Origin of the sequence: Synechococcus sp. YX-04-1 (assembly GCF_030546365.1) — a bacterium.
Classification (GTDB): Bacteria; Cyanobacteriota; Cyanobacteriia; order PCC-6307; family Cyanobiaceae; genus Parasynechococcus.
Map to the genome: position 1 here is coordinate 61,912 of NZ_JAUONZ010000007.1, position 23,456 is coordinate 85,367.

The 23,456-nt window shown below is 58.7% G+C and carries 27 protein-coding genes and 2 tRNA genes; 14 read left to right on the top strand and 15 right to left on the bottom strand.

Annotated elements, in window-relative coordinates; all coding sequences use genetic code 11:
- The first annotated feature begins 37 nt into the window (after positions 1-37).
- A complete protein-coding gene (locus Q3Y53_RS11855) occupies positions 38-208 on the top strand; it encodes a hypothetical protein (RefSeq protein ID WP_303536327.1) in 171 nt (56 codons plus the stop codon).
- Here the strand turns inward: Q3Y53_RS11855 and Q3Y53_RS11860 are convergent.
- Genes Q3Y53_RS11860 through Q3Y53_RS11880 form a run of 5 tightly spaced genes read right to left on the bottom strand, consistent with a single transcriptional unit; the run spans position 205 to position 5,575 of the window.
- Positions 205-3,450, bottom strand: coding sequence for an exodeoxyribonuclease V subunit gamma (locus Q3Y53_RS11860; protein WP_303536329.1), 3,246 nt, complete (start codon positions 3,448-3,450; stop codon positions 205-207). The genes Q3Y53_RS11855 and Q3Y53_RS11860 overlap by 4 nt on opposite strands.
- On the bottom strand, positions 3,444-4,127 hold the full coding sequence (locus Q3Y53_RS11865) for a metallophosphoesterase (RefSeq protein ID WP_303536331.1): 684 nt from the start codon (positions 4,125-4,127) through the stop codon (positions 3,444-3,446). Before Q3Y53_RS11865 ends, Q3Y53_RS11860 begins: the two co-directional genes overlap by 7 nt.
- Before the next feature lie 46 nt (positions 4,128-4,173).
- A complete protein-coding gene (locus Q3Y53_RS11870; RefSeq protein WP_226424198.1) occupies positions 4,174-4,509 on the bottom strand; it encodes a hypothetical protein in 336 nt (111 codons plus the stop codon).
- Entirely contained in the window at positions 4,509-4,829 is a 321-nt protein-coding gene (locus Q3Y53_RS11875; RefSeq protein WP_303536335.1) for an MgPME-cyclase complex family protein, read from the bottom strand. Before Q3Y53_RS11875 ends, Q3Y53_RS11870 begins: the two co-directional genes overlap by 1 nt.
- Positions 4,826-5,575, bottom strand: a complete 750-nt coding sequence (locus Q3Y53_RS11880) for a pyridoxine 5'-phosphate synthase (protein WP_226424200.1) — start codon at positions 5,573-5,575, stop codon at positions 4,826-4,828. The genes Q3Y53_RS11875 and Q3Y53_RS11880 overlap by 4 nt, the downstream gene beginning before the upstream one ends.
- A gap of 26 nt (positions 5,576-5,601) precedes the next feature.
- Here Q3Y53_RS11880 and Q3Y53_RS11885 point away from each other — a divergent pair, with 26 nt between their 5' ends.
- The 4 genes from Q3Y53_RS11885 to grxD are packed head-to-tail and all read left to right on the top strand — an operon-like array spanning position 5,602 to position 7,553.
- Positions 5,602-6,357, top strand: coding sequence for a 1-acyl-sn-glycerol-3-phosphate acyltransferase (locus Q3Y53_RS11885; protein WP_226424201.1), 756 nt, complete (start codon positions 5,602-5,604; stop codon positions 6,355-6,357).
- Positions 6,358-6,384: 27 nt separating this feature from the next.
- Entirely contained in the window at positions 6,385-6,912 is a 528-nt protein-coding gene (locus tag Q3Y53_RS11890; RefSeq protein WP_226424202.1) for a hypothetical protein, read from the top strand.
- Positions 6,913-6,960: 48 nt separating this feature from the next.
- Complete coding sequence (locus tag Q3Y53_RS11895) at positions 6,961-7,209, top strand: BolA family protein (protein ID WP_303536341.1); 249 nt, start codon at positions 6,961-6,963, stop codon at positions 7,207-7,209.
- 20 nt (positions 7,210-7,229) lie between these two features.
- Positions 7,230-7,553, top strand: coding sequence for a Grx4 family monothiol glutaredoxin (grxD, locus tag Q3Y53_RS11900; protein WP_303536344.1), 324 nt, complete (start codon positions 7,230-7,232; stop codon positions 7,551-7,553).
- 1 nt (position 7,554) lies between these two features.
- Here the strand turns inward: grxD and Q3Y53_RS11905 are convergent, their stop codons facing one another.
- Positions 7,555-7,827 (bottom strand): DUF6761 family protein, encoded by a 273-nt coding sequence (locus tag Q3Y53_RS11905; protein WP_226424205.1) that lies wholly within the window; start codon positions 7,825-7,827, stop codon positions 7,555-7,557.
- A gap of 74 nt (positions 7,828-7,901) precedes the next feature.
- On the opposite strand from Q3Y53_RS11905, the gene Q3Y53_RS11910 reads away from it, so the two are divergent.
- Positions 7,902-8,669 (top strand): response regulator transcription factor, encoded by a 768-nt coding sequence (locus tag Q3Y53_RS11910; protein ID WP_226424206.1) that lies wholly within the window; start codon positions 7,902-7,904, stop codon positions 8,667-8,669.
- A gap of 734 nt (positions 8,670-9,403) precedes the next feature.
- Entirely contained in the window at positions 9,404-10,045 is a 642-nt protein-coding gene (locus Q3Y53_RS11915) for a hypothetical protein (RefSeq protein ID WP_303536349.1), read from the top strand.
- Between the two features lie 177 nt (positions 10,046-10,222).
- Here Q3Y53_RS11915 and Q3Y53_RS11920 read toward each other — a convergent pair whose 3' ends face one another.
- The 8 genes from Q3Y53_RS11920 to Q3Y53_RS11955 all read right to left on the bottom strand — a co-directional run bounded on the left by Q3Y53_RS11920 (position 10,223) and on the right by Q3Y53_RS11955 (position 16,291).
- Complete coding sequence (locus Q3Y53_RS11920) at positions 10,223-10,414, bottom strand: hypothetical protein (RefSeq protein WP_303536351.1); 192 nt, start codon at positions 10,412-10,414, stop codon at positions 10,223-10,225.
- A 216-nt stretch (positions 10,415-10,630) separates the two neighbouring features.
- On the bottom strand, positions 10,631-11,185 hold the full coding sequence (locus tag Q3Y53_RS11925) for a hypothetical protein (protein WP_303536355.1): 555 nt from the start codon (positions 11,183-11,185) through the stop codon (positions 10,631-10,633).
- Positions 11,182-11,466: a hypothetical protein gene (locus Q3Y53_RS11930; protein ID WP_226424208.1), complete on the bottom strand. Its 285-nt coding sequence runs from the start codon at positions 11,464-11,466 to the stop codon at positions 11,182-11,184. Before Q3Y53_RS11930 ends, Q3Y53_RS11925 begins: the two co-directional genes overlap by 4 nt.
- Positions 11,467-11,501: 35 nt before the next feature.
- Positions 11,502-13,058, bottom strand: a complete 1,557-nt coding sequence (gene crtH / locus Q3Y53_RS11935) for a carotenoid isomerase (RefSeq protein WP_303536357.1) — start codon at positions 13,056-13,058, stop codon at positions 11,502-11,504.
- Between the two features lie 24 nt (positions 13,059-13,082).
- Positions 13,083-14,048, bottom strand: a complete 966-nt coding sequence (locus tag Q3Y53_RS11940; protein WP_303536359.1) for a cation transporter — start codon at positions 14,046-14,048, stop codon at positions 13,083-13,085.
- Entirely contained in the window at positions 14,045-15,415 is a 1,371-nt protein-coding gene (gene trmFO, locus Q3Y53_RS11945) for an FADH(2)-oxidizing methylenetetrahydrofolate--tRNA-(uracil(54)-C(5))-methyltransferase TrmFO (protein WP_303536360.1), read from the bottom strand. The genes Q3Y53_RS11940 and trmFO overlap by 4 nt, the downstream gene beginning before the upstream one ends.
- A gap of 47 nt (positions 15,416-15,462) precedes the next feature.
- Positions 15,463-15,585: a photosystem II protein Y gene (locus Q3Y53_RS11950; protein ID WP_025362202.1), complete on the bottom strand. Its 123-nt coding sequence runs from the start codon at positions 15,583-15,585 to the stop codon at positions 15,463-15,465.
- Between the two features lie 193 nt (positions 15,586-15,778).
- The gene (locus tag Q3Y53_RS11955; protein ID WP_303536363.1) at positions 15,779-16,291 is read right to left on the bottom strand and encodes a gamma carbonic anhydrase family protein; all 513 of its coding nucleotides are present in this window, start codon (positions 16,289-16,291) and stop codon (positions 15,779-15,781) included.
- A gap of 79 nt (positions 16,292-16,370) precedes the next feature.
- On the opposite strand from Q3Y53_RS11955, the gene Q3Y53_RS11960 reads away from it, so the two are divergent.
- From Q3Y53_RS11960 to Q3Y53_RS11990, 7 genes are all read left to right on the top strand, one after another.
- A tRNA-Lys gene (locus Q3Y53_RS11960) sits at positions 16,371-16,442 on the top strand.
- 211 nt (positions 16,443-16,653) lie between these two features.
- Positions 16,654-17,805, top strand: coding sequence for an NAD(P)-binding protein (locus Q3Y53_RS11965; protein ID WP_303536365.1), 1,152 nt, complete (start codon positions 16,654-16,656; stop codon positions 17,803-17,805).
- 13 nt (positions 17,806-17,818) lie between these two features.
- A tRNA-Pro gene (locus Q3Y53_RS11970) sits at positions 17,819-17,892 on the top strand.
- A gap of 375 nt (positions 17,893-18,267) precedes the next feature.
- The gene (locus Q3Y53_RS11975) at positions 18,268-18,483 is read left to right on the top strand and encodes a hypothetical protein (protein WP_303536367.1); all 216 of its coding nucleotides are present in this window, start codon (positions 18,268-18,270) and stop codon (positions 18,481-18,483) included.
- Positions 18,484-18,492: 9 nt separating this feature from the next.
- Positions 18,493-18,795 (top strand): DNA-binding protein, encoded by a 303-nt coding sequence (locus tag Q3Y53_RS11980; RefSeq protein WP_303536370.1) that lies wholly within the window; start codon positions 18,493-18,495, stop codon positions 18,793-18,795.
- Positions 18,796-18,879: 84 nt separating this feature from the next.
- Positions 18,880-20,970 (top strand): AAA family ATPase, encoded by a 2,091-nt coding sequence (locus tag Q3Y53_RS11985; RefSeq protein ID WP_303536373.1) that lies wholly within the window; start codon positions 18,880-18,882, stop codon positions 20,968-20,970.
- 101 nt (positions 20,971-21,071) lie between these two features.
- On the top strand, positions 21,072-21,407 hold the full coding sequence (locus Q3Y53_RS11990; protein ID WP_303536375.1) for a hypothetical protein: 336 nt from the start codon (positions 21,072-21,074) through the stop codon (positions 21,405-21,407).
- 124 nt (positions 21,408-21,531) lie between these two features.
- Here Q3Y53_RS11990 and Q3Y53_RS11995 read toward each other — a convergent pair whose 3' ends face one another.
- Positions 21,532-23,178: a GspE/PulE family protein gene (locus Q3Y53_RS11995; RefSeq protein ID WP_303536377.1), complete on the bottom strand. Its 1,647-nt coding sequence runs from the start codon at positions 23,176-23,178 to the stop codon at positions 21,532-21,534.
- Positions 23,179-23,456 lie beyond the last annotated feature (278 nt).

The following is a 23,456-nucleotide window of genomic DNA, read 5'->3' on the forward strand; positions in this document are numbered from 1 at the left end:
ATCAGGCCAACACGTTGTGGGAAGCCACCGGCCTGTTGTGTCCCACGAACGTCGTCAGAAATTGGCCCAGCTGCTGGTGCGAAAGGCAGCCGCTGTTGAAAGCATCAACCAAGAACATCGGGCCTACTTCTTTCGCCGTCAGGCAGGCGAGCCCGCGGTGATTTCCAACGAACGCATGCGCGAAATGCTGGACGAGTTGTTCGACTAACGCAGCTGCGCCAGAAGGGGGCCGTACAGCAGCTGACACGCCTCCTGGAATCCGGCCTGATCCATCAGTTGCTCCGCAGCGATCTCCGCACCGAAGCAGAGCTGCATCACCGGTGTTGCCCCTTCGTCTTGCCAGGTCTTGCGGAAGTCCTGCTCCCCGGTCCCCGGTTTGCGCCGGTCTTTGACCACCATCTGCCAGCCGCTCTTCGGGGGGACCGGCCAGCAGCGCTCCAGCCCCTGTTGCGCCAGCCGCACCAGCTGCTGCAACTGGTCTTCGGCTTCAACCCTCGGCAAGGCCGTCCAGCGCAAGTGCACCTCGGCGCCGGCCACCCGGCTGCTGCGCGCCACCACCGCTGAACCGGCGCCTGGAGCCAATCCTTCGGCACACAGCAACAGGTGCTGCAACCAGCCGCGCATCACCGCCGCGGCCGTGAGCATGCCGGGCTGCACCACCACCTGGGTGTCACCGGCGTAAAGCAGGGGCATCGGCAGGCCGCCGAGCACAGGCACTTCCCGCCGGCAGGGACCGAGCGATGCCAGCTGCCGTTGCAGGGCCTGCCAACGCCGCTGCAGTTCCTCCTGCTCAAGGGCCGCGCCAGCCCCCGCCGGCAACACACCCTGGCCCGCCAGCGACGCCGTCCAATCAGGCGCCGATCCAACAATGAATTGCTCCTCAAGCTCGTGGTTGAGCAGCAGATAGCGCTGCAGACCATCCAACTCGAGCGTCTCGAGATCCTCCACTGGCTCAATGCCTTCCCCAGGCCGCAACCCCCGCGCCTGCAACCAGGCCTTCTGGGGCTGCTGCATCCAGGCCAGCAACGCTTCAGGATCCAGGGCTAGATCGTCTCCATCACGTCCCTCGGCCTCCTCATCGATCGTGTCCTCCTGCCAGAGCGATGCCCAGGCCAGCCCTTGGGCATCCTGGGCCGATGCCGGAGCACGATCCAGGCAGCGCCGGGCGTCCAGCTGGCGCCGATCACAGCTGAGCGGTGCGTCGGGCTGGAAATTCTCACGGGAGAGAGGGTTGGCCGCCGGCGTGATCAACAACCCCTCCATGGACGCGCCGGCCCGTTGCAACTGCTCCTGCAGCACGGCAAGCCACTGTTCAACCGGCGCAGCAGGTGGCTGGGGCTCACCGGTGCGCTCCAGCCGCCCGCACCAGCTGATCAGCAGATGACGGCGTGCCGACATCAAGGCCTCCAGCAGCACGTAGCGGTCCTGATCGCTGCTGCGGGGATCCCCCAGTCGCCGTTGCTGCTCGAGCAGATGAAAGCCAGGGCGGCGGCTTGGGCGCGGGAAGTCGGCGCTGTCGAGGCCCATCAAGACCACCACCTTGTGGGGAATCGCCCGCATCGGCTCCAGGGCACTGATGGTGAGTGCGCCACTGCGGTGCCCGAAGCGGCCGCTGTCCACAGACAAGGCCTCCTGCAGCACCTCCAAGGCCACGGCAGCGTCGAGATCCAGTGGGCAGACATGGGCCCGCAGCCGCCACTCCTCCAGCGCCGCCGACCAGCTCTGCGCCTCATCGGCCCAGGCCCCGCCCCCAGCAAACAGCTCCTGCAACAGAGACTGCAGCACCTGCACCCAGCCATGGCACGGCCGGGGCTGTCGCAGGCGATCAAGCATGCAGGCCAGACGATCCAGCAGCGTCCACCAACGCACCAGACGATCAGGGTCCAGCTCCTGTTGGAACGGTGCCGCCCCTGCCGGAGCCAGGCCCTGCTCCACCGGCAGCACCAGCCCCACCAGCCAACGGTCGAGACACCAACGCAGGCTGTGCACCTCGTCGCCGCCCCGCTCACGGGCATCCAACCCCCAGCGAAAACCGCTGCGTTGCAGCGTTTGGGTGATCAGCACCGCCTCCTCCGCCGTCAGTCCCTGCTGACCCTGCAGAGCCGGGTTGGCCAGGAGACGCTCCAGCCCCGTGGCGGTGAAGCGTGTAGCAGCCAGCTCCAGCAGCGTGAACATCGCCATCGACAACCCCGGACTGCTCTGCTGACTGCGGTCGGTTAGACGCCAGGGCAAATCAACACCGATGGCCGCCGTGTCGTTGAACACGGAGCTGAGCAACGGTGCATAGCGCTCAATCTGCGGTGTCATCACCAGCACGTCGCGTGGCGCGAGATCGGGATCGGCCGCAAGCCACTGCAGGATGCGATCACGCACCAATTGCACCTCCCTCCAAGGCCCCGGTGCCGCCTGAAACAGCAGCGACTGATCGCCTGAGGAACGATTCAGCTCAGAGATGCTCTCCGCATCCACCAGCTGCTGCTGAAGCTGATCGAGCAGGGTGGGCTGGCGCTCTTCCGCCGCGGCGATCTGCAGTGAACCTGCAAACAGATCACCCTCACGTCGCTCCCCCAGCTGCGCTTCACCGGAGCCCTCCAGCAACTGCTGAAATTCAGCGCCCATCCGGCCAAGGACAGCCTCCAAACGCGGTGCCTCCGCCAACCAGCCCCCATCGGGCGGGACCAGCCAGTCATCCCCGAGCGAAGCGCGCCGACTGCCGCAGCGCTGCCAGAGATCCGGACACGGGGTCAGCAGGTAGATCTCCACCTCCAACAGGCCTGACAAGGCCTGAATTAGATCCACCTGCACCGGCGCCAGAGCACTGATGCCGAACAGCCGCAGCCGCTGCGGCAGCAGGTCCGGATCAACGTCTCCTCGCCGGAGACGATCGACGGCCTCACGCACCTGCAGACCGAAGGGAGCTCGGGGCAGCCGTTGGGCCAGCAGTCGCCAGAGCACGGGCTGCCAGTCGTCTTCAGGTCGCGTCCGTTTCCACTGCTCCAGTTGATCGGGGCGGTAGAGGGCGTAATCGTCCATGGCATCGGCGATGGAGCGCGCCAACTGCCAGCGATCCCGTGTCAACCCCGAGGAGGTTCCTTCACGCTGGGCCAGCCAGGCCTGAAGCGGCTGGGCGACGGGCTGATCCAACAGCTCCGGCAGCAGCTCGAGCACAGCCCACACCAGCTGGCCCGCCCGCCATGGATCGTCTTCCTGCGCGGGGAGATGCAGCACCTGCCGCACGAGCTGCCGCAGGCGACTGCCCGGGAAGGGGAACCGCACCAGGGAACTGATGCCATTGGCTGTGGCCAGCTGTTCCCCCAACCATCGGCTGGTGGGCCAGGTGTTAACCATCACCTCCACCGTCTCCAGGGGCCCCGGCTGCTGCTCGATCAACTGACGGGAGAGCAAGCGAGCCAGAAATTCAGCCCTGTTGCTTCGGTAAACCCTCAGCAAGGGCCTACCTCTCCAGCCAGCACCGACAGCCGCCGATTGAGGTCCGAAGGACAGGGAAAACTGGTGTCGGTTGCGGCCCCCTGCACCTGCACGACCGCATCTGTTTCAGGGCAGTAAGCCGACAGATAGCCCCCATAAACCGCCCCGGTGTCAATCAAAACGATGGAGCCAAGCCGTTCCACCTGGGGACGGGGCGTGTGCCCCACAACAACCAGGCCAAAACGACCGTCATAGGCCTCCCAGAACGGATCGCGAATCGACAGATCCGGCTGGCCCTCGGTGTTGAACCCGGCATGGGTGGCGCACCAACCGTCACCGCGATAGATGAGCGGAAGCTGTTGCAGGCGCGGCAGCCACTGGTGTGCGCGGCTGTCGCCCAACTGGCCGTAGGTGGCGTGTTCACTCAAGCCGTCCTGGGATTCAAGAGCCTCAATGAGGTCTTGCTCATGGTTCCCGCGCAGCCACGTGGCACGACCGGTCTGGATCAGATCCCAGACCAGATTCAGCGTGGCGGGGATGGCCTCGCCACGGTTGATCACATCCCCGCAGAAGACCAGATGGTCGTTCGGCGGCAGGCTGGCGAGCAGATGGCATAGGGGCTGGTAACAGCCATGCACATCTCCAATCACCCAATGCCGGCGGCTGCGCAGGTTCAAAGCAACAACCTGGAGATGCATCAATTCTGATGCTCAGCCAGGCACCGCCAATACTCCGTAATGCAGATCAGAACAAACCGAGAAAGCGTTTGCGTTCCTTGGGTTGGCTCGGGTCTGGCTTGGGCTTATCGGGGGTTTCGCGGCGATAGCGGGCCTTGGCATCACCGACGGTGACCAGGGGATCGTTGTTCTTGAACCAGATCCAATCGCGAATCGGCGGCGTTTCTGTGAGATCCCGACGAGTCAGCCCCAGCCCAAGTTTGGCCGAAGCCCCCAGAAGGATGTCCACCATCGCGTCCCCGTCGGCACAGGTAGCCAACGCCTTGTTGGTTTTCTGCGCACCATCGAGAGCCTGCACCAGAAGTGCGATGCGCTGCTGAACGGGTAGGGAACTGGGATTCATCAGACGGCACCGGCAAGAGCATCGGGAATCCCCGCGGACGGTGCTTCAAAGGACCCCACAACCACGTACTCAAGACGCAGTTTGAGGAAGGTGATGAAGGTGGGATCGGTGGACACCACAGCGGCAGCTGGCTGGGGAATGCTCTCCTTCAGCTCAGCCAGCTCAGGAGAAGACAGGAAAGTTGGTTGCTTCACCAACCAGAAATCAATGGTCTTGCCGGTTTCGGCGTAGTTGCGTTGGCGCTCCCGCAGCACTTCCTCCAGCGGCTCCTCCACGGTGAGGAAGCGCTCGCTGGCTGCAACGAAGTGATATTTGGTCATCCGGGCGCCTGTCCGAAAAGGGGATCAAGGCGGGGATTCTGAACCAAGACCTTCATATCCCGCACAGCCTGTTGCAGTCCGACGGCGACAGAGCGGGCCACGATCGTGTGACCGATGTTGAGTTCCTCCATCCCAGGAATGGCCGCGATGGGCTCGACGTTCTGATAGGTGAGGCCATGGCCGGCATTGACCCGCAGACCGAGCTGACGGGCGATGGCTGTGCCCTCCTGCAACCGCGCCAGCTCCTGCGGCTGGGTGCTCCAGTCGGCATCGGCGTAGCGACCCGTGTGCAATTCCACCCAGCAGGCCCCCGTGTTTTTGCAGGCCTGGAGCTGGGTGGCCTCCGGATCCACAAACAGGCTCACCGGAATCTTGGCGGCCTGAAGGGTTTGCACCATGGACTCCAGGGAGGCTTCTTGTGCAGCCACATCCAGGCCCCCCTCCGTGGTGACCTCCTCGCGCCGTTCCGGCACCAGGGTGACCATGTCGGGCTTGATCCGCAGCGCAATCGCCACCATCTCCTCGGTGGCCGCCATTTCAAGGTTTAGGCGGGAGCGCACGGTTTGGCGCAGCAACTCCACATCCCGATCCTGGATGTGACGCCGGTCTTCCCTCAGGTGCACGGTGATCCCATCGGCCCCACCGAGTTCAGCCAGGAGTGCCATCGACACCGGGTCCGGCTCAACGGTTCGCCGAGCTTCACGGATGTTGGCGATGTGGTCGATATTGACGCCGAGGCTGGCCATGACGGGGCAGTCGTTGGCCGGATCCTATGCAGCTTTGCCTGGGGGATTTAGGTTCTCAGGCACCGAATTCGATCAGCCCGTTGCAAGCGGCCCTGGCGACACGAGAAAACAGCCTGCGAGTCGGAATCGACAGCTTCTGGGCCCCCCTGGCGATGTTCACCACCCAGGATCTGGCGCTGCGGTTTCAATTTCGTGAGCGGCTGGTGCTGAATCCGGAGCATCTCCCCCATCAGGGACCGGTGCTGTTGGCACCGACGCACCGCGCCCGCTGGGATGCCCTGATGCTGCCGATGGCCGCCGGCCGGCGGGTCAGTGGTCGCGACTGCCGCTTCATGGTGACCACCACCGAAATGCGGGGACTGCAGGGCTGGTTTCTGCAACGGCTGGGCTGCTTCCCTGTGGACCAGGGACGACCCTCGATGACCACTCTTCGTCTTGCCATCGACCTGTTAGCCGGCGGACAACAGGTGGTGATGTTCCCCGAAGGCAGGATCCACCGGCAGGACGAAGCGATTGCGCTGCGGCCCGGCCTGGTGCGTCTGGCCCAACTGGCCCAGAGCCGCGGCGTTTCCGTTCCTGTGGTTCCCGTTGGCTTGGGCTACAGCCAGGCCCCACCACGGCCTTTCAGCCGGGCAGCCCTCTGTTTCGGAGCACCGCTCACCGTGCCAGCCAAGGGAGATCGCGAGGCGACGCGGCAGTTCAACAGCCAACTTGCTGCTGCGATGCATACGGCTGAACAAGCGGCCCGTGCTGCCGTTGGCCGACCCCTACAAAGCTTCTAAAGTCCGCCCACGTTTTCTTCTGGTCTCATGGGTTGTCGCGCATTGCTGACGACTGCTGCACTGGTGGCAACCCTGGGCGTCACCGCCGCTCCTGGCATCGCCCAAACATCAGCCGAGAACCGTGTTCTGGCTCAGACCCAGGGTGGATTCAATCCAGCGGCCGTCCGTTCGATGCTTGCCGCAGGAGATGCAGCCGCCAGCCGGGGAGATCTGGCCGAGGCACGGGCCGATTACGACAAAGCCCGCAAAGCCTCCAAGCAACTGCTGGCCTTCTACCGCGACCTGAGTGGTGCCTTCCGCGGGCTGGATGCTCGGATTCCTCGTGAGATGGACACCAAGGGCCGTGAAGCTCTGGAACTGTTGGCGGAAACCAACCTCCGACTGGCCGCCCTGTTCCGCCGTCAGAACCAGCCCGAAGTGGCTGTTCCAGTGCTTGTCGAGGTGGTCAAGCTGATGACACCCGCCAAACCCCAGGGACAAAAGGCCTATCAGAGCCTGCTGGAACTGGGCTTCGTTGAAACTGAATTCCGGGGCGCATCAGCAGTCGGCCAATGAGCCGGTCTGTCAACATCTGAGCCAGTACCCCCTCGCGCAACCACCGCCATGGTGCAGCCGGATGCCGTTGAAGCAGCGATCCAACAGGTCATTCCCGACGCCAACGTCACCGTTGAAGACCTCACCGGTGGCGGTGATCACCTCCAGGTGACAGTGGTGTCGGCCGCCTTTGCTGGCCTTTCACGCATCCGTCAACATCAAATGGTGTACGGCGCGCTGCAGCAGCAATTGGCCAGCGAGGCGATTCATGCCCTCGCCCTCAACACCTCAACCCCCTCGGACGCTGCGTCCGCTTAACGCTTTACCCACGCTCAACGATGGATACCTCCACCAAAGCTCGCATCGAAACGCTGGTCGCTTCCAGCCCAATCTTCGTGTTCATGAAGGGCTCCAAGCTGATGCCCCAGTGCGGATTCTCAAACAATGTGGTGCAAATCCTGCACTCCCTCGGTGTGGCATTCGAGACATTCGACGTGCTTTCCGATCCTGAAATCCGTCAGGGAATCAAAGAGTTTTCCAGCTGGCCCACCATTCCGCAGGTGTATGTCAAAGGTGAATTCATGGGCGGATCAGACATCCTGATCGAGATGTACAACTCCGGAGAACTTCGCGAAAAGCTGGAAATCGCACTCGCCAGCTAACTCAATAACCCTGGGGATGACGCATGTACAAAGTGCTCACATCCCCGTCAGGGCCAATGAAGCTGGAGGGATCCATGATCCAGCGATCGATCAATTGCTCGAGGCGATGCTGAGAGCGGGGATCAAGCGATCCTGACTTTCGTAACGCATGAAGGTAACCGTCGGAATACAACCGCAACTCCGAAGGGGTGTGATATCTCGTGGTCAGCTCCTGGCAGGCATCGCAGAGCGACTGGAAATGACGGATGGATTCAGGGTCGTCGAGTGATGTCATGAGATGCAACAGCAGCCCCTGCTACCAGCCTGCCAGGAATTTCGGCTTAGCGTAGGCGCGCCTCGGCCGATCCAGTGACCTCCACTCCCCACGACCTCAAGGCGGAAGCATCTGCAGCCAGCAGCGATCCGGTGGTGATGCCAAGCGCAAACACCGGTCAGGAACCTTCGCGGGTGCTGGTGGTCGAGCCACACCCCACCCTTCGCACGGTGCTGGTGCAACGGCTGCGGCAGGACGGTCATCTCACCGCTGCAGTGGCCAGTGCCGCCGAAGCATTGGAGGTCTGTCAAGAACAGTCACCGGATCTGCTGGTGAGTGCAGAACTGCTGGAGCGCAGCTCTGCCCTGCGATTGGCTGAGCAGCTGCGTTGCCCCGTGATTGTGCTCACCGCACGTGCCGGTGCAGAGCCGGTGGTGGGCCTACTGGATGACGGTGCCGACGATGTACTGCGCAAGCCCTTTGGCCTGGAGGAATTGGCCGCTCGATGCCGCACCCTGCTGAAGCGGGGCCACAGCGGCCTGCAGGAACGGGTCACCGTTGGTCCGCTGGAGGTTCATCTGCTGCTGCGCCAGGTGACGCTGCGGGATCAGCCGGTGGAGCTCAGCCCCCGAGAATTTGCACTGCTTTGTGCCTTGTTGATGCCGCCCGGGCTTGTCCGCAGCCGTCAGGAACTGCTGCGGATGGCCTGGCCTCCCTTCAGCGGTGGGCCCCGTTCCGTGGACACCCAGGTGCTGACTCTGCGCCGCAAGTTGGAGCAGGCCGGTCTTGGCGAGGGCGGTGGTATCACCACCGTGCGTCAGCGGGGCTACCGCTTCAGCCTCGACAACCTGCCAGCCAGTTAAGGCAAGTGAATTAATTCCAGTCAGAGACTGGAATTTTGGGGTTGGTGCCAATCAACTCCACCCCGAACCAACCCATTGCCTCGAGCCCTTTGAAGAGGCCTTAATTGGTCTTGTGGTGACGAAGGGCCTTCTTCAGTTGCTCTTCTTTGGGCGGGACCAGATGGTGTGAAGACACCCAACCCAATTCACAAAGGTGATTCGAGCAGACTTTGAGCTGAACCGTCCCGCAGGGGAGGTTGGTGAGTTCGGTTGTCATCCCATCGGAGCAACTGGAACGATTCCAACGCCTGAACGACAGATGGCAACGCCAAACATCTGGACAAAATCAAGAGTTGTTCGAAGGACCATCTTCATTGCTTGATCAGCGCAAGCCGGTCAAGATGGCACTGTCGACACCCGGGAGCCCCCGCCGTGATCGGATTAACCAGGCTGTATTGCAACCAAGGAGAGAGATTTCTCCTCATCGATGTTGCGTCTGAAGACGCCCCCCAAAAGAGCGAAGAGCTGGCGAACGAAGGCTGGGAGATCGAGGCAGCAATACCGGTCTGAATCGGGAAACAGCTGCCTGATGGCAGGGGAGTTGGGGACGAACGATTCATGGCCGTGAGACAGCACTTCCATCTGCTGGGTGAGCCCTCTCCGTACAAACACCTGCTGTTGGGCACAGCATTCTCCAAGGCAACTGGAGACACTTCAGAATTTGTTAGTAAGATCCTGAAGACGGCTTTAGAGAAATGACATTTCTTCAGCGAATCAAAAAACCAGCAGAAATCTACGTACTACTCGCTACATTTATTTTTACTGAACAATTCGATCGAAACCTGAACCTCGAAGCAGTAGAAGAAGGAGCAATAAAAAACTTCCTTGAAGTAGCACATACTTTTCTAGACGCACTTACCAACCATATGCAGCCAATTGGTGCCATATTTTTTGGCTACACATTTATCCTTATCGCCTTGAACTGGACGAACAAAGGCACAAGAAAAGGCGTCGACATATTGGCAATATTTCTATCAATATGCTGGTTTGTAGAGCTTATTATAATGAATTTACTTCTTGTTGCCCCGATCAAAAGCCCAGTCCTTTTAATTGTAGAACTTCTTCTATTTATACCCATAATTTTGATTTGTTTTTCGTGGTGGTATTGGCGCATCAACGAAGGGCGTTCGATCAGAACTCTACCTCCTGCCATTATTGTCCATGACGCGCCTGGTGCCATAGAATATTTCTTTTTTGCTGCCGAAGTTTGTTTTGATTACTCGCAAGATTCATGCAAGACTGGACCATCCAAAGCGGTAAGACTTTTGAATGGATTTGTTGTTCTAGACGTTTTTGGTCTCACCCTTTCCAGGGCGGTTGATCTTGCCATTGGCTAGCAAAATTGTTTTTGGGCGAGAGCACGACAAGATCGATCGCAAACAAGCCTCAAATAGTCATGGTTCTTGTCATCTATCTCTCGAGCGAACCCCACACATTCATGCATCAGCCAAGAGCACATTGGTGCAGCAGCGGGCATCATCAAAACATTGATACTTGATTCATGCTTCCCTAAGTCACCATCGGCTAATGGCTTCGGCCATTGCCATGACTCCGCTTTTATCAAAAGCACAAGAGACCAACTCAAGACACCCTTTGAAAGCATCAGCAACTGCTGAAAAGCCATTCGACTCCGTTAAAGATGTGATGAGCTTCTGCCGATCCAGCGTCAAACAGGAAATGGCATGTGACTTGCTGAGCGCCGTCATCAGTCAGACAACAAACTTATCTCTCATTCGCTTTTTAAGGGCGAACAACGAAATATCGGAGGAGACAAAAGACAAGTATTAGAAGATGTTTAATCAATACGATGCAGACGAGTTCCTGAATATTGATGTCGCACCAGGCGTGATCTCAACCGTAAAGCGAGCAAACCCAGGATGCTTTGACTAAAAGTCTTCGCTAAACCGGTAGATCAGCTTTCTTCAGCCTGGATAACCCGCTGGCAAACTGATCCATCCCTGAGCCAGCGCCAGCGACATCAGCAACTCGCCGGCAATCATCACAACAGCCAATCCTGCCAACAGTTGATAGGTCCAGGGAGGCGTCAGACGCCCGATGCCCTTGGTCGAGACACTTGTGTTCGCCGCAAGAAGCTCCAGAAATCGATCGAAGCGCTCAATGCGTTGCGGCAAGAGCTGGTGGCGTAGATCGGCCGCCTTCACGTAGTACACCGTTCCGCCCTGACTGGTGCCAACGGGAACCAAGGCCCGAATGTCCTGCCAACGCATGGTCCAGCCGCGCCGCAGCAACCAACGGATCCAGGCGGGGTAACGCACCTGAATTCCCTCGGCATCGGTCTCCACCCGTTCACTCAACAGACCGATCACCAACACCAGGCCCAGCAGCAGCCCGGCCACCATCAGCCAACGCGACTCCGCAGGAGCCAATAACGGCAAGGGCAACACCAAGGCCCCGTACAGGCTGAGCAGGGTGAAGCGGATCAACGGAGAAAGGCCGAAGCGTTCGATGCCGGTCATCGGTCGTCCGGAGAACCCGGCAACGGTTCAATCAGTTCAGACGGTTGGTAAGTGCCACCAAACACCTGCTGTTCACGGCCTTTCCAGAACTGGCCGAGACGCATCAGATCGGCATGGGCCTCCTGCACCTTCTCGAGATACAGCTGAGGATCCATCGAGTCCTTGGCTTCCTTGAGCTTTTTAAGCCGGAGCATCTGCAGATTCCAAGGCTTGGTCAGCTCACCCCTCTGCTCGAGGTAGCGGGCCAGATCTTCCGAAGACGGCTGAAACTCAGGCGGCATCCCAACTCCTACTTCAAATCACGCTAGGCAGAAGATCAGGCTGGCAGTGCCCAAGGGTTCAGGCCGAGGTCAGCACCAACCCGATGGGCACAGGCAAACCCACTGAAGGCAACGGCGTTGAGGCCCTGGCCGGGGAAACAGGAGTCACCCACGCAGTACAGGTTCTTCAGACCGGTGCGGTTGAACGGCATCGGCAGCAGACCCGGGAGCTGCATCGCAGGGATGGGGCCGTAGCTGCCCTGAAAGCGACCCAGAAAACGCCGGTGGCTGCGTGGCGTGCCGATCTCCTTGTGGGTGATGGCATCGGCGAGGCCCGGCAGGATCGCCTCCAGGCGCTGGATCAACCGTGCCGCATCCGCCTCCTTTTTCTCGCGGTACTGGCTGGGGGTCAGTCCTTGCCACGCCTCCATCGATGACGGCGTGAAGGTGTGGACGATGTGATGCCCAGCCGGCGCCAGATCCGGATCCAGCAGAGAGGGCATCGACACGAAGATCACCCCCTGCTCGTCCTCCATCCGGTTCCAGTCTTCGAGCAGGAGGTGATGGCAGTGGGTGCCGGCCGGGATCAAATCAGCTCGAACCCCCAGATGCAGCGACAGGAAGGAGGGGGACGGCACATAACGCTTTCGCCAGAACTGCTCCTTGCCAGGGGTGTGGGCGGCATCCACCAGGGCTTGGCCAGAGCGGTGCTGCTCGTCAGCCACTCCCGAAAAGGTGTCCCAGCGGGTGGCATTGGAGATCACACGCTTGGCACGGATGACCTCGCCATCGGCCAGCTTCACACCAACCGCCTGATCGTTCTCGATCAACACCTCGGTGACCCGGGCCTTGTAGCGAATGGCGCCGCCATGGCGTTCCAATCCCTGCACCAGTTTTTCGGCAATCACGCCGACGCCTCCCTTGGGGTAGTTGATCCCTCCCGCATGCCGATCGGAAAACACCATGCCTGCGTTGATCATCGGGGTTCGATCCGCCGGCATCACCGACCAGCAGAAGCACTCGATGTCAATGAACTTGAGCAGCTGCTCATCCTTGATGTGCTGGCGGGCAACCGCACCGACATTGAAGGGCAACCAGCGCGCCAGCCCCAGGCAGGCCAGAGGTGCTTTGAAGAACACCTTGGTGAGGTAGGCCGGATCCTCCAGCGAGAGAAGCGGCATGGCATCGAGGCAATTGAACACCTGCCAGCAGGTGTCGTAGAAGCGGCGGATCCCCTCAGCCTCATGGGGAAACCGCGCCGTGAGGTCGGCGATGAACTGCTCGTAGTCACGATCCACCGCGATGCGCAGCCCACCGGGCATGTGGTACTCAAGCTGGGCTCGGTCGGGGATGGTGTCGCAGTGCTCCCCCACATCGGCCAAGGCCCTGGTGAGCAGGTTGGTGAAACCCTTCTTGCCGAAGCCAAAGATCATCGAGGCCCCCACATCGAAGGTGTAGCCCTCGCGCTTGAAGGCACCGCCACTACCGCCAGGGATCAGATACCGCTCCAAGACGAGGGTCTTGGCTCCCTTGGCCGCCAACTGGCTGGCGGTGACCAAACCACCGATGCCGGAACCGATCACAACGGCATCCCACTGCTGGTTCTCGCTCATGGCATCGCTTCTTTGGGGGTGACGCTAAGGGGCCGTCTGCGGCCTTTGATCCTGGCGGTGAATCGGGGGCATCACCGTGAGGATCACCTCAGAGCGCACGGGACGTGCAAGTTCGGCACTGCAGCGGGCATCGATGTGATGGCGCAGCCCATCAATCACCCGACTTTCCAAAGGCTGCAGCGGATTGATGTAAACCACGACAAAGGCCGTGCGGCCCAGCTGCTGCACCGTGAAGTCCATCATCTGCAGCTGAAGCCCCACCAGCTCCTGCATCAACACCAGCCGTGTGCGCTGCAGCACATCCGGGTCGGCAGCACAACCGGCGGCCTGGGCCATGGCATCCCGCAGGGCCGCCAGCGGTTCGCGCAGCAAGGCCAGGCTCACCGCCAGCACCAGCAGGGCATCGGTGATCGGCGCCAGGGCAGACAAAGGCGTTGCCAGCAATAGGGGAGACGCCAACAGGGCCAGGCCAGTAGCCAGGGTGATCACGGCATCAATCCGGGCATTGCGGGCCTCTGTGAGCAGCAGCAGCGACACCCGCCCCGTGCGGCGCCAATCGCGGCGGTGCCGCCAGGCCAGCAGGCCGCAGAGCGCTGTCATCAAAGCGGTGTAGAGCGCCACCGGCTCCAGATGCAGCGCCGCGATGCTGTTCCCCCGCCACCAGTCGATCAAGGTGGAGCAGGCGCTGCCGACGCCAAAGCCGATCACCCCGAGCAGCACCAGGGAGCGAAACAGCACATACAAAGTTTCCTGGCCTTCGTAGCCGTAGGGCCAGGCTCGATCCGGCGGCCGCACCACATTGCAGCTGATGCGACTGGCAATCAAAGACGAGCCCACTAACACGGCGGAATAAAGGCCATCCAAGAGAAGGGCCGAAGATCCGGTGAGCACATGGGCGGAAAAACCAGCCAATGCCATCACTGCGTTGGCTCCGACCCCGAAGCGCAAGGAGCGCTGTTCGATCCGGCGAGCCTCCGCAGGGGTGTTCATGCCGTCACGGTCTCGGGTTGGAGGGCGCGCATCGGCTCCAGATCTTGGAGTGCACGATCGCGGTAGGCGCCATAGCGGGCCCGTTTGTCGCGAATGCGTTCCGGCAAATTTGGCAAGAGACCGAAATTAGGGGGCATCGGCTGGAACTTGGCCGTTGGTGCCTCGCTGACGAAATGGGTGAGGGCTCCACTCATGCAGGTGGCCGGCAGATCAATGGGCTCCAGGCCACGGGCCAAACGGGCCGCATTGGTGCCGGCCAACCAGCCACCGGCCACGGCGGCGGCATAGCCCTCGGTGCCGGTGATCTGGCCTGCCGCCAGGAGGTTTGGGCGCTGGCGGAACTGCAGGGTGGGCTGCAGCAGCTGTGGCGATTCGAGAAAGGTGTTGCGGTGCATCACCCCAAAGCGCACGAATTCCGCCTGACCCAGCCCTGGAATCATCTGCAGAACTCGCTTCTGCTCACCCCATTTGAGGTTCGTCTGGAAACCCACCAGATTCCAGAGGCGACCGTCCTTGTCTTCCTGCCGCAGCTGCACCACGGCATAAGCGCGCTTGGCCCGGCGCACATCGCGATCATTCACATCACCCCAACGGGGATCCCAGAGCCCGATCGGCTTCAGGGGGCCGTAACGCATGGTGTCTTCGCCACGACGCGCCAACTCCTCGATCGGCAGACAGCCTTCAAAGAAGGTGGCGTCGTTCTTGTCGAAGTCTTTGAGTTCAGCCTGTTCAGCCTCCACCAGGGCCTGACGGAACGCCAGGTACTGCTCCTTGTCCATCGGACAATTGATGTAGTCCGCATCGCCCTTGTCGTAACGGCTGGCGCGGAAGGCCACCGAAAGATCGATGCTCTCGCCATGCACAATCGGGCTGGCCGCATCGAAGAAATGGCAGTCGGCACGACCGGTGAACTGGCGTAGATCCTCTGCCAACGGTTCACTCGTGAGCGGCCCCGTCGCCAGAACGGTGATCGCATCCTGCGGTGGCAGGGCCTGCTGCTCGCGCCGTTCAATCGTGACCAGAGGATGCTGGTCGAGGGCTTCGGTGAGGGCAGCGCTGTAGCGACCGCGATCAACCGCCAATGCACCACCTGCTGGAACAGCATGGGTGTCAGCCGTGCCGATCACCAACGAGCCGAGCCGGCGTAGCTCCTCCTGCAGCAAGCCCGCAGCACGGTCACTGCTCAGGGCACCGAAACTATTACTGCACACCAGTTCAGCAAAATCACTGCTGTGGTGAGCCGGGGAGCGTCGAATCGGACGCATCTCCACCAGGGTGACCGCAACCCCTGCACGGGCGATCTGCCAAGCAGCCTCAGTGCCGGCCAGACCGGCACCAAGAACGGTGACATGGGGGGATTGAGACAACCGGCTGCATCAAGCAGCCTTCAGCCTACGAATCTCGCTTGCCTGGATCAGGCGCGGCTGCGCTTGAGCATCAGCTGAAGCTGGCCCACAGCCGCACGGCCGATGTTGAAAGCAGCCCAGCTGACAGCGGCCAGGATCGGGGCAACCACCAGGAACAGGCGGGCGTCAATACCCAGAACTTGGCCTGTGGTAATCACGCTGAAGGCCGAGTAACCGACGATCACAAGGATGAGGACCAGACCGATGGCAACTCGGACCATTCTTGAAAACGGAAATCTGTGTCGCCGATCTTACGGACTTCTCCGTTGATCCCACGACCTTCTCTGAAAGCTGATCGAATTCGCAGCAATCAGGCGGTTGCGTTCAAGGCCTGATCTGGGCGTGGGATGCCGCCAATTGCGCGTAGCGCTGGGCATGACAGCGCTGTTCAGCAATCGCCTCAGGAGACAACTCCCGCTTCACCACCGCAGGCGTGCCCATCACCAAGGTTCCGGGAGGCACATCCTTGGTGACAACAGAACCAGCAGCCACCAAGGCGCCGGCACCGACGGTGACGCCATTGAGAACGATGGCGCCAATCCCCACCAGGCATCCATCCTCGAGCGTGGCGCCGTGGATCACGGCCCGATGGCCAACGGTGACGTCGGCACCGAGTCGCACCGGCTGCTCCGGATCGCCATGGAGCACGGCACCGTCTTGAACATTGCTGCCCGCTCCGATGCTGATCTGCTCGAGATCGCCGCGCGCAACAGCTGTGGGCCAGAGGCTGCTGCCTGCTGCCATCCGCACATTGCCGATCACGACGGCGGATTCAGCAACCCAGGCGGCAGCATCGATTTGGGGATCGGGCCAGGGCTTAGAGCCAGTCATGGCCATGGTTCAGAAGCCACCAGTCTCCCCGGCGACCTGAGTGATAACCTCATTTGGTGCCGAAATGGCATGCCCAAGCGGGCACGGGTCGCTAGCTCAGCGGTAGAGCATCCGGCTTTTAACCGGCTGGTCCTGAGTTCGAATCTCAGGCGACCCATACCAGCGCTTTGATTTCGTCTCGTAACTCAAGCGAGCCGACACCCCTGCGGCTGTTAGAAAGCCGTGAATCTCTGATCAAGCCAACAGTTCAGATGGCGTATTTCGCGTTCTTTGGCGTCACGATTCTTCTGGCATTGCTGGGTGGTTTGTTTTCTCGAGTCGCCGCAGAGCGCTACTGGATGTGATCGACGGCGGAGACTTCAGCGCTTGTGACTGAGGTTGATCTCGCCGTTATTGGTGCGGGGCTGTCTGGTTGCAGCCTGATTGGCCGACTCCAGCAGCTGGGATCTGATCTCAACATCGCCTTGATAGAGGCCGGCCGGGGACCAGGTGGCCGTGCGGCCACCCGCAGAAGACGCGAACAAGGCGGCTGGCTGCTTAACCATGGAGCACCGGGCTTTGCCCTCAGTGATTCCATTCCGGAGAGCATGGAGGCACTGCTAGTGCCGTTGCGCTCCGCGGGTGTTCTTCAGCGTGACGAGCGAGCTGTGCTTGCGCTCGACGCCCAAGCAGGTTTATCGCCAGCCAACTGCCCTGAAGCCTGTCCAGACGGGGGCTGGTGGCATGGGATTCCCTGCATGGCCAGCATCTGCGAGGTGCTGCTCGATGCTCCTGGCTCCATGCAACTGAGTCGTCAATTCGAGACCCGCGTGCGCTGGTTGGAGCGACGCCAGGATCATTGGCTGCTGAAAAACGAGGATCGAAGCTGGTGCCTCAAGGCCAAGCGCCTTGTGCTCAGTGGAACCTTGCTGGCCCATCCCCGCTCGCTGAAGATGCTGGCCTGGAACGACGTCCCCCTGCGCTCAGCCGTTGAAGAGGGGGAAGACGTCGGCCTCGATGCGGCACTGAGCCTGCTGCAACACAGCCAAGCCGAGGTGCGCTGGAACTTGATGGTGGACCTGGGCGTGCTCGCGCTCAACGGTGAACAGCTTCCGGCTCAGATCTGGTTGAAAGACGCTGCCAAAGAGCGCTGGAAGGTGGAACGCCTCGTGCTGCAGCCGCAAAGCGATGCTCGCTGGGGGCTGGTGGTGCATGGCTTGGATACCGGGGAAGCGATCACGCCCGAAAGCCAGGGTCGCCTGCTGGCTCAGGAGCACCAACGTCTGGTGGAGCTGTTGCCCGAGTTGCTGCAAGGCCTGCCGGTTGTTTCAGCTGCGTTGGACCAAGCGACGCCGTTGGGGGTGATGCGCTGGGGCGCTTCTCGGCCCCTCGACCACCCTCTGCCGAAGGAGCTGCAGTGGTGCCCCACCAGCGCAGTGGGGTTCTGTGGTGACTGGATCGAAGGGCCTGGCTTTGGCAGAGCAGAGGGAGCGATCCTCAGCGGCGTCAACCTCGCTGAACAGCTGCACGCTGACCGCTAATCTCTAAGTGCGCCGGGGAGTGGCGCAGTTTGGTAGCGCGCTTGCTTTGGGAGCAAGATGCCGCAGGTTCGAATCCTGTCTCCCCGATGCCTCAAAAAGCCAGTCCCCAGCTGACATCTTCACCGCTCCGCAAGGGGCGATTTTTTATTGCTTGCTCAAGTGTGTGTGGTCACGGTGTGGTGAGAAGGCAGAGCCACGCAGCGCTCACCACACAACTTTCCTGCCACCTGTTGACAGGTACACGCGCACTATCAACAATGAATTCATTCCGAAATCAGGTTGCGGCTGGCGCAGGTGCGGGTTTTCCCGCAGGCGTAAGACGTCCAGACCCCGACCTGTAACGCCAACTATTTCTGGCGGCTCCTGATCGATTGACCCTCTAGGTCTCTAACGACATGACGGCGGTTCTTTGTCCTTCCCCTTTGTGCAGTGGCACGGAAATCAAGGAACAACCACGCCTTCATGGTCAACGGTCAGACAATCCGCCCGAAGAAAAATCGTGGCGGGAAAAATGGGCAGCTGACTGGTGCCGATGAGGTCCAACGGATCTCAAAGATGGTCGATGAATATGACGCCGCGATTCGTGCAGGTGAATATGCACCTGGCGAGGGCTGGCATCAATTCAAAAACCACAGCGGGTTGCTTGGTGACGTGCTGAGAGCAAAGGGGCTTATCTGAACCCCCTAAATGGATTCGCCCGTATGGGTGCCTGAGTCAGAGGCGGCAAAGCTTCTGGCGATTAAAAACAGCACCATCCGCACAATGCGGCGTGACGGCAGGCTGACGCCTGGCGATCACTACATCTTTGCCACTGGCACCGCGGGTGGCCCGGTGGTATATCGCATTGACGCCATCAGAAAAACACTTGCCGAGCGAACCATCGCGGCAGTGAAGGGAAAGGACTCTCGACGGAAAGATGAACTGGAGCGACGCCTAGAGCTGATCGAAACCTATAGCGAAGAAGACCACCTCAAAAAAGAGGAGGAATGAGTCATGCGTTCCTCTCGAAGAAACAACCCCTGCCCAATTTGCGGCAGGACGAAAGACGGTGATTGCCGTATCGCGGACAACGGGATGGTTCTGTGCCACACCGTCCGTGATGGCGTGGTCCCCAAAGGGCTTCAACACCCTGACCGACCCTTCATCTATTGCGGTGAATCTGATGAGGCACAGGGTTTCGGCAAGTGGTTGCCTGAGCACCTCGACGATCCGTCCAAGAAAGCTCCGCGAAAGCCCCGGGAACGATTCTGGGTTTATCGCTGCTGGGATGGCACCGACTTCCCTGTTCGTCGCAAGAGGACTGACACCCCCGGAAAAGAGAAATGGGTTGGCTGGGAAACCACGTTTCCCGAAGGTCGCCGTCAGGCGGAGATCGCCCCTTTTCATTGGCACGAGACCGAACAAAAACGTGCTGCTGGTGAGCTGCTCTTCGTCGTCAAGGGAGAGCTGAAGGCGGAACAACTAGCCGCTGCAGGCTTTGCCTCCATCAGCATCCTTGATCCAACTGAGCGGTTGGTCTTTGAACTGCGACGAATGCAGTCGCAGGTTGTGCTGGCTCCCGATTGCGACCTAGCTGATCTTGATCACTGGTATCGCGAACTAAGCAACCAGCTGCCTCAGGCAAGTCATTTGATGCCTCCCTTGAAAGGGATGAACTGGCGGAACCCGCCGAAGGAGGGCGGTCTTGGTGTTGAGGACTGGCTGGAGCGATCCAAACCTGACGCCCAGACAATCGCTGCTGGCATCGTTTCAACAACATGGAAGTCCGAAACTGAGCCCAACGGCGGAACTAAGGGCTTCTGTTCAGCAACCAAAGACCTCAATTCACTGAAGACCGAAGCCAAAAGGATCCTTCAGGACCAACAGATCGAATCAATGCACCGGTTGATTCATCTGCGCTCATTCGCAGAAAAACTCGACACTGGCTTCACCTACCTGGAGCTAAAACAAGCGCTTTGGTCTGCCCGTCGCGCAATACACGGCACAAGCACCCCGCACAAAGGTGGCAGCAAGCTCTCTCGTCGCAAGGCTCCTTTTTTCTGGGAAGGCGTCGTGATGAAGGAAGCAACCACCCTTTTCATCTCACTGCCAAAGGTCGGCAAGACGAGGTTGCTCTGTCAGTTCATCGCACGGTTGATACGTGGCGACTCTGAATTCCTCGGTCGCAAGCTGACTGGGCCTTGCCCGCCTGTTGCAATCATCGGCAGCGACCAAGACGAAGGTGACTGGGCTGAATGCCTTCACCTCGCGGGCTTGCTCGACAACAACGACACGTTGAATTCGCGCATCGTTGCCCTGTACGACAAGGGGTGCCCGTTGCACCTCGATGACCAGGGGATCGAGACCATTGCTGATCTGGCAGCCAAACAGCCTGGGGTATTGATCCTGGTTGATTCCTATTTCTCCTGCACCAGCCAGCTGGGTCTGAAAGAACGGGATGCTGACTTTGCTGGTCCCTTGGTCGACCTGCAGGAAGCCATCGCGCCACATAAGGCGACGTTGGTGGTGATTCACCACAGCGGCAAAGCTGCAGCCAATGAAGAGGCTTCTCTGGCATCACGAGGCACCACCGCACTGCCATCGCAATCCAGCTGGAACGTGGGCCTGTCTCGTCGGCTGTCAACCAACCCCCTAGCGCCTCAGGAGAAGCGCATCACACTCAAATCCGAAGGGCGGGGTGGCAGCCCGCTGGAGCTGCTGATTGAACAGGTTGACGATGGTTACAACTGGATCAGCCACGGCGATGCCGAAGACGTCGCTAAGCAACGGATCATCGAAGACTTGATCGATGGGCTGGAACCACGTCAGCGAGATGCCCTGGAGGACTTGGTCGAACACTGGCAACACACTGGTGCAGGGATGACCGCCAGTGCGGTTGCTGATGCTCTCGGCATTGACGGTTCCAACCCCGAAGCTCGCGCCAGGGAGACCATCGACAAGCTCCGCAAGGTCCGTTTGGTGGAACAGGACGGCGAGAAAGAACGGAAAGGAACCGGCAGACGGAAAGCGCTTTGGCGGCCAACCGCTTCAGCTCTCCAGTTTTTTGGTCTTCACCAACTGGAATCGTCTATTCCGTCCATTTCGTCCTTTTCCAAGACAACCAGTCAAAAAAACGATAAAGACGATAAAGACGATTGTTGTGTTTATACGCGCGCGTGGGCTTGATTCAGATCCTTTGGCGGCCCCTTCCAATCACCGCTAATGGTGTAGCCACGATGACGAGATCATCTAATTCACATCTGGCCGTTTAATTACTTTCTGGCAGAATGAATGGTATGGGGAAGAAGTCAGCCAGCGCGGAAATTGATCGGCGCATTCATATCGTCGTCAAACTGCTGTCTTCGGCAAAAACAAACAGCTACATCCTGCGATTTTGCACGGAGGAATGGGGGGTACAGAAACGACAAGCCGAGACCTATGTGCAGCGCGCAAGGGAGATCATCAAGGCTGACTACTCAGTCGAACGCTCTGACTTTCTTGGCACACGCCTTGCTCTGCTCGACAAAATCATTCAGGCCAGCATCGACTCCAAGCAGCATTCAAATGCGGTGGGTGCCTTGAAGCTTCAGGCACAGCTGACCAGGCTGCTGGAAGGCAGTTAGATGGCAATGAAAAACCTGCCATTGCTGACGGCGTGAATTATTTTGTCGGGAGGCCCCTCTCAAATTTTCACAGACTCCAACACTTGTTATCAGGTTTCCATTCTAAAAACTTTTTCTGTTATGGCTAATTTTCTGAATTGCACATTTTTTGCAATTCAGAAGTAGTTGTCAGCTTTTGTCTAATGAGTTCTACTCCATAGCGCTTCAGCGTTAGCATGCCTGAGTTAACGGCTTCTTGCTCTATTTCAAGGGTTGTTTTGTTTTTCTTGATTGATTCACGGATACTGCTGTTGATAGTCATTAGCTCATAGGCACCGACACGTCCCTTGTAGCCGCTGCCACCGCAATTAGCGCAAAGAGTTCCTTCTTTCTTGCCTTGCTGCCTTTCTTCAGCACTCAGGACGCTTGCGAAACGAACTGGTGTTCCTGGGGGTAAACCAGTGAAATAGCTTTCTGCTTCATTAATTGATCGTTCAATACTGCATTCTGGGCAGACTCGGCGCAAAAGCCGCTGTGCCAGCACGCCTCTTAAGGAGCCATTGAGCTTGTAGCTGGGTATACCCATATCCATCAAACGGCTTACGGACCTAGCTGCGCTATTGGCGTGAAGTGTGGTGAAAATAAGGTGACCTGTTTCAGCAGCATCCATTGATGCTTCTGCAGTAACTGGATCACGTGTTTCACCAATCAAAACCACATCAGGGTCTTGGCGTAGGAAAATCCTCAAGAGTTTTGTAAATGTTTGTCCTTTTGCTCTGATAACGGGGAACTGTTGAATATTGCCCCCAAGGTCATACTCGATTGGATCTTCTGCCGTGACGATTTTTAACTCACCACTATCTATTTCGCGAAGTGCTGAGGCTAGCGTGGTGGATTTACCAGAGCCTGTTGGACCTGACAAAACAATAATTCCATTTGCTAAATGAATTAAATCTCGGAAATCTTGCCTAATATTATCATTGCTAATTAGTATATCTAGGTCAAGCATATTTGTATCACTATTCAAGAGTCTCATGACCATCATTTCACCATATTTCCCTGGAGCTGTTGCACAACGGAATTCCATAGTATTCCCTTCAAACAATCTACGGATCTTCCCGTCTTGACCTTCACGCCTTTCGGCTATATCCATGCTGGCCATATTTTTAAAGCAAGCAGTAATTTTTATGCCTGCAGAGCGAGGCATGGTCACATAGTTCTGCATTACTCCATCACGGCGAACTCGAATCTTATAGTCATCCTTTCGCGGCTCTAAATGAATATCTGATGCACCAGATCTTGCTGCTTGAATTAGCAATTTAGCTGCAGCCTCCTGAATTTTTGTTCCTTCCAGTTCAATCGATAAGTCTGTTGCATTGTCTTCGATAAGCTCCTCATCATTATCGTCAAAGTCAAACTCGTATTCATCAACATATCCAGATTCATCTGCGTCTTTAAGGGCGTCAAGAATTGACTCATCGGAGATTGTCACATCTCTGTTGCTTTCTGCCATTAATCTCTGATTAGAGGCGTCATCAAGAATTCTCTGGATTTCCTCCGGCGGCTTCTCGATGAACTGGCAAGTAAGACCTGCATTAGCAAGTCTAAATTTAATGAAATCACCTATCGTCCCAAGAAATGAATAATTGCCGATTGCTACCAGCATGCATTCGCCATCTGTATCTCTCGTATTTATAATCCTCAGAGGCGTTACTATATTCTCTCGACACCACTGAAGAGAAAAATGTTTGTCTATCAGTTCGCGAATTTCCGAAGCGTTGATTCCACTCATTACCTGACGACTAAGCAGAAGGCAGTGCCTTCATGCTAGTCAGCTATTTGTTGAGCGTCCACGTTGCGGTAAATTTGCCCTGCCTCTTGATCTGCTGTGACTCCGTTCTTTAGAAATTTGCCTCTAACTCTTCAATTATAGACAATATTGTTAAAGAACTCTCCTCTATGAAAAGGCAATCAAAGCCAGCTTTCGCTATTGCAAATTTAACATCTTTGCCTATCTTTGAAAGATCGCTAAAGCTTGATATCGCAATCAATACGCAAGCCTCGTTGTTG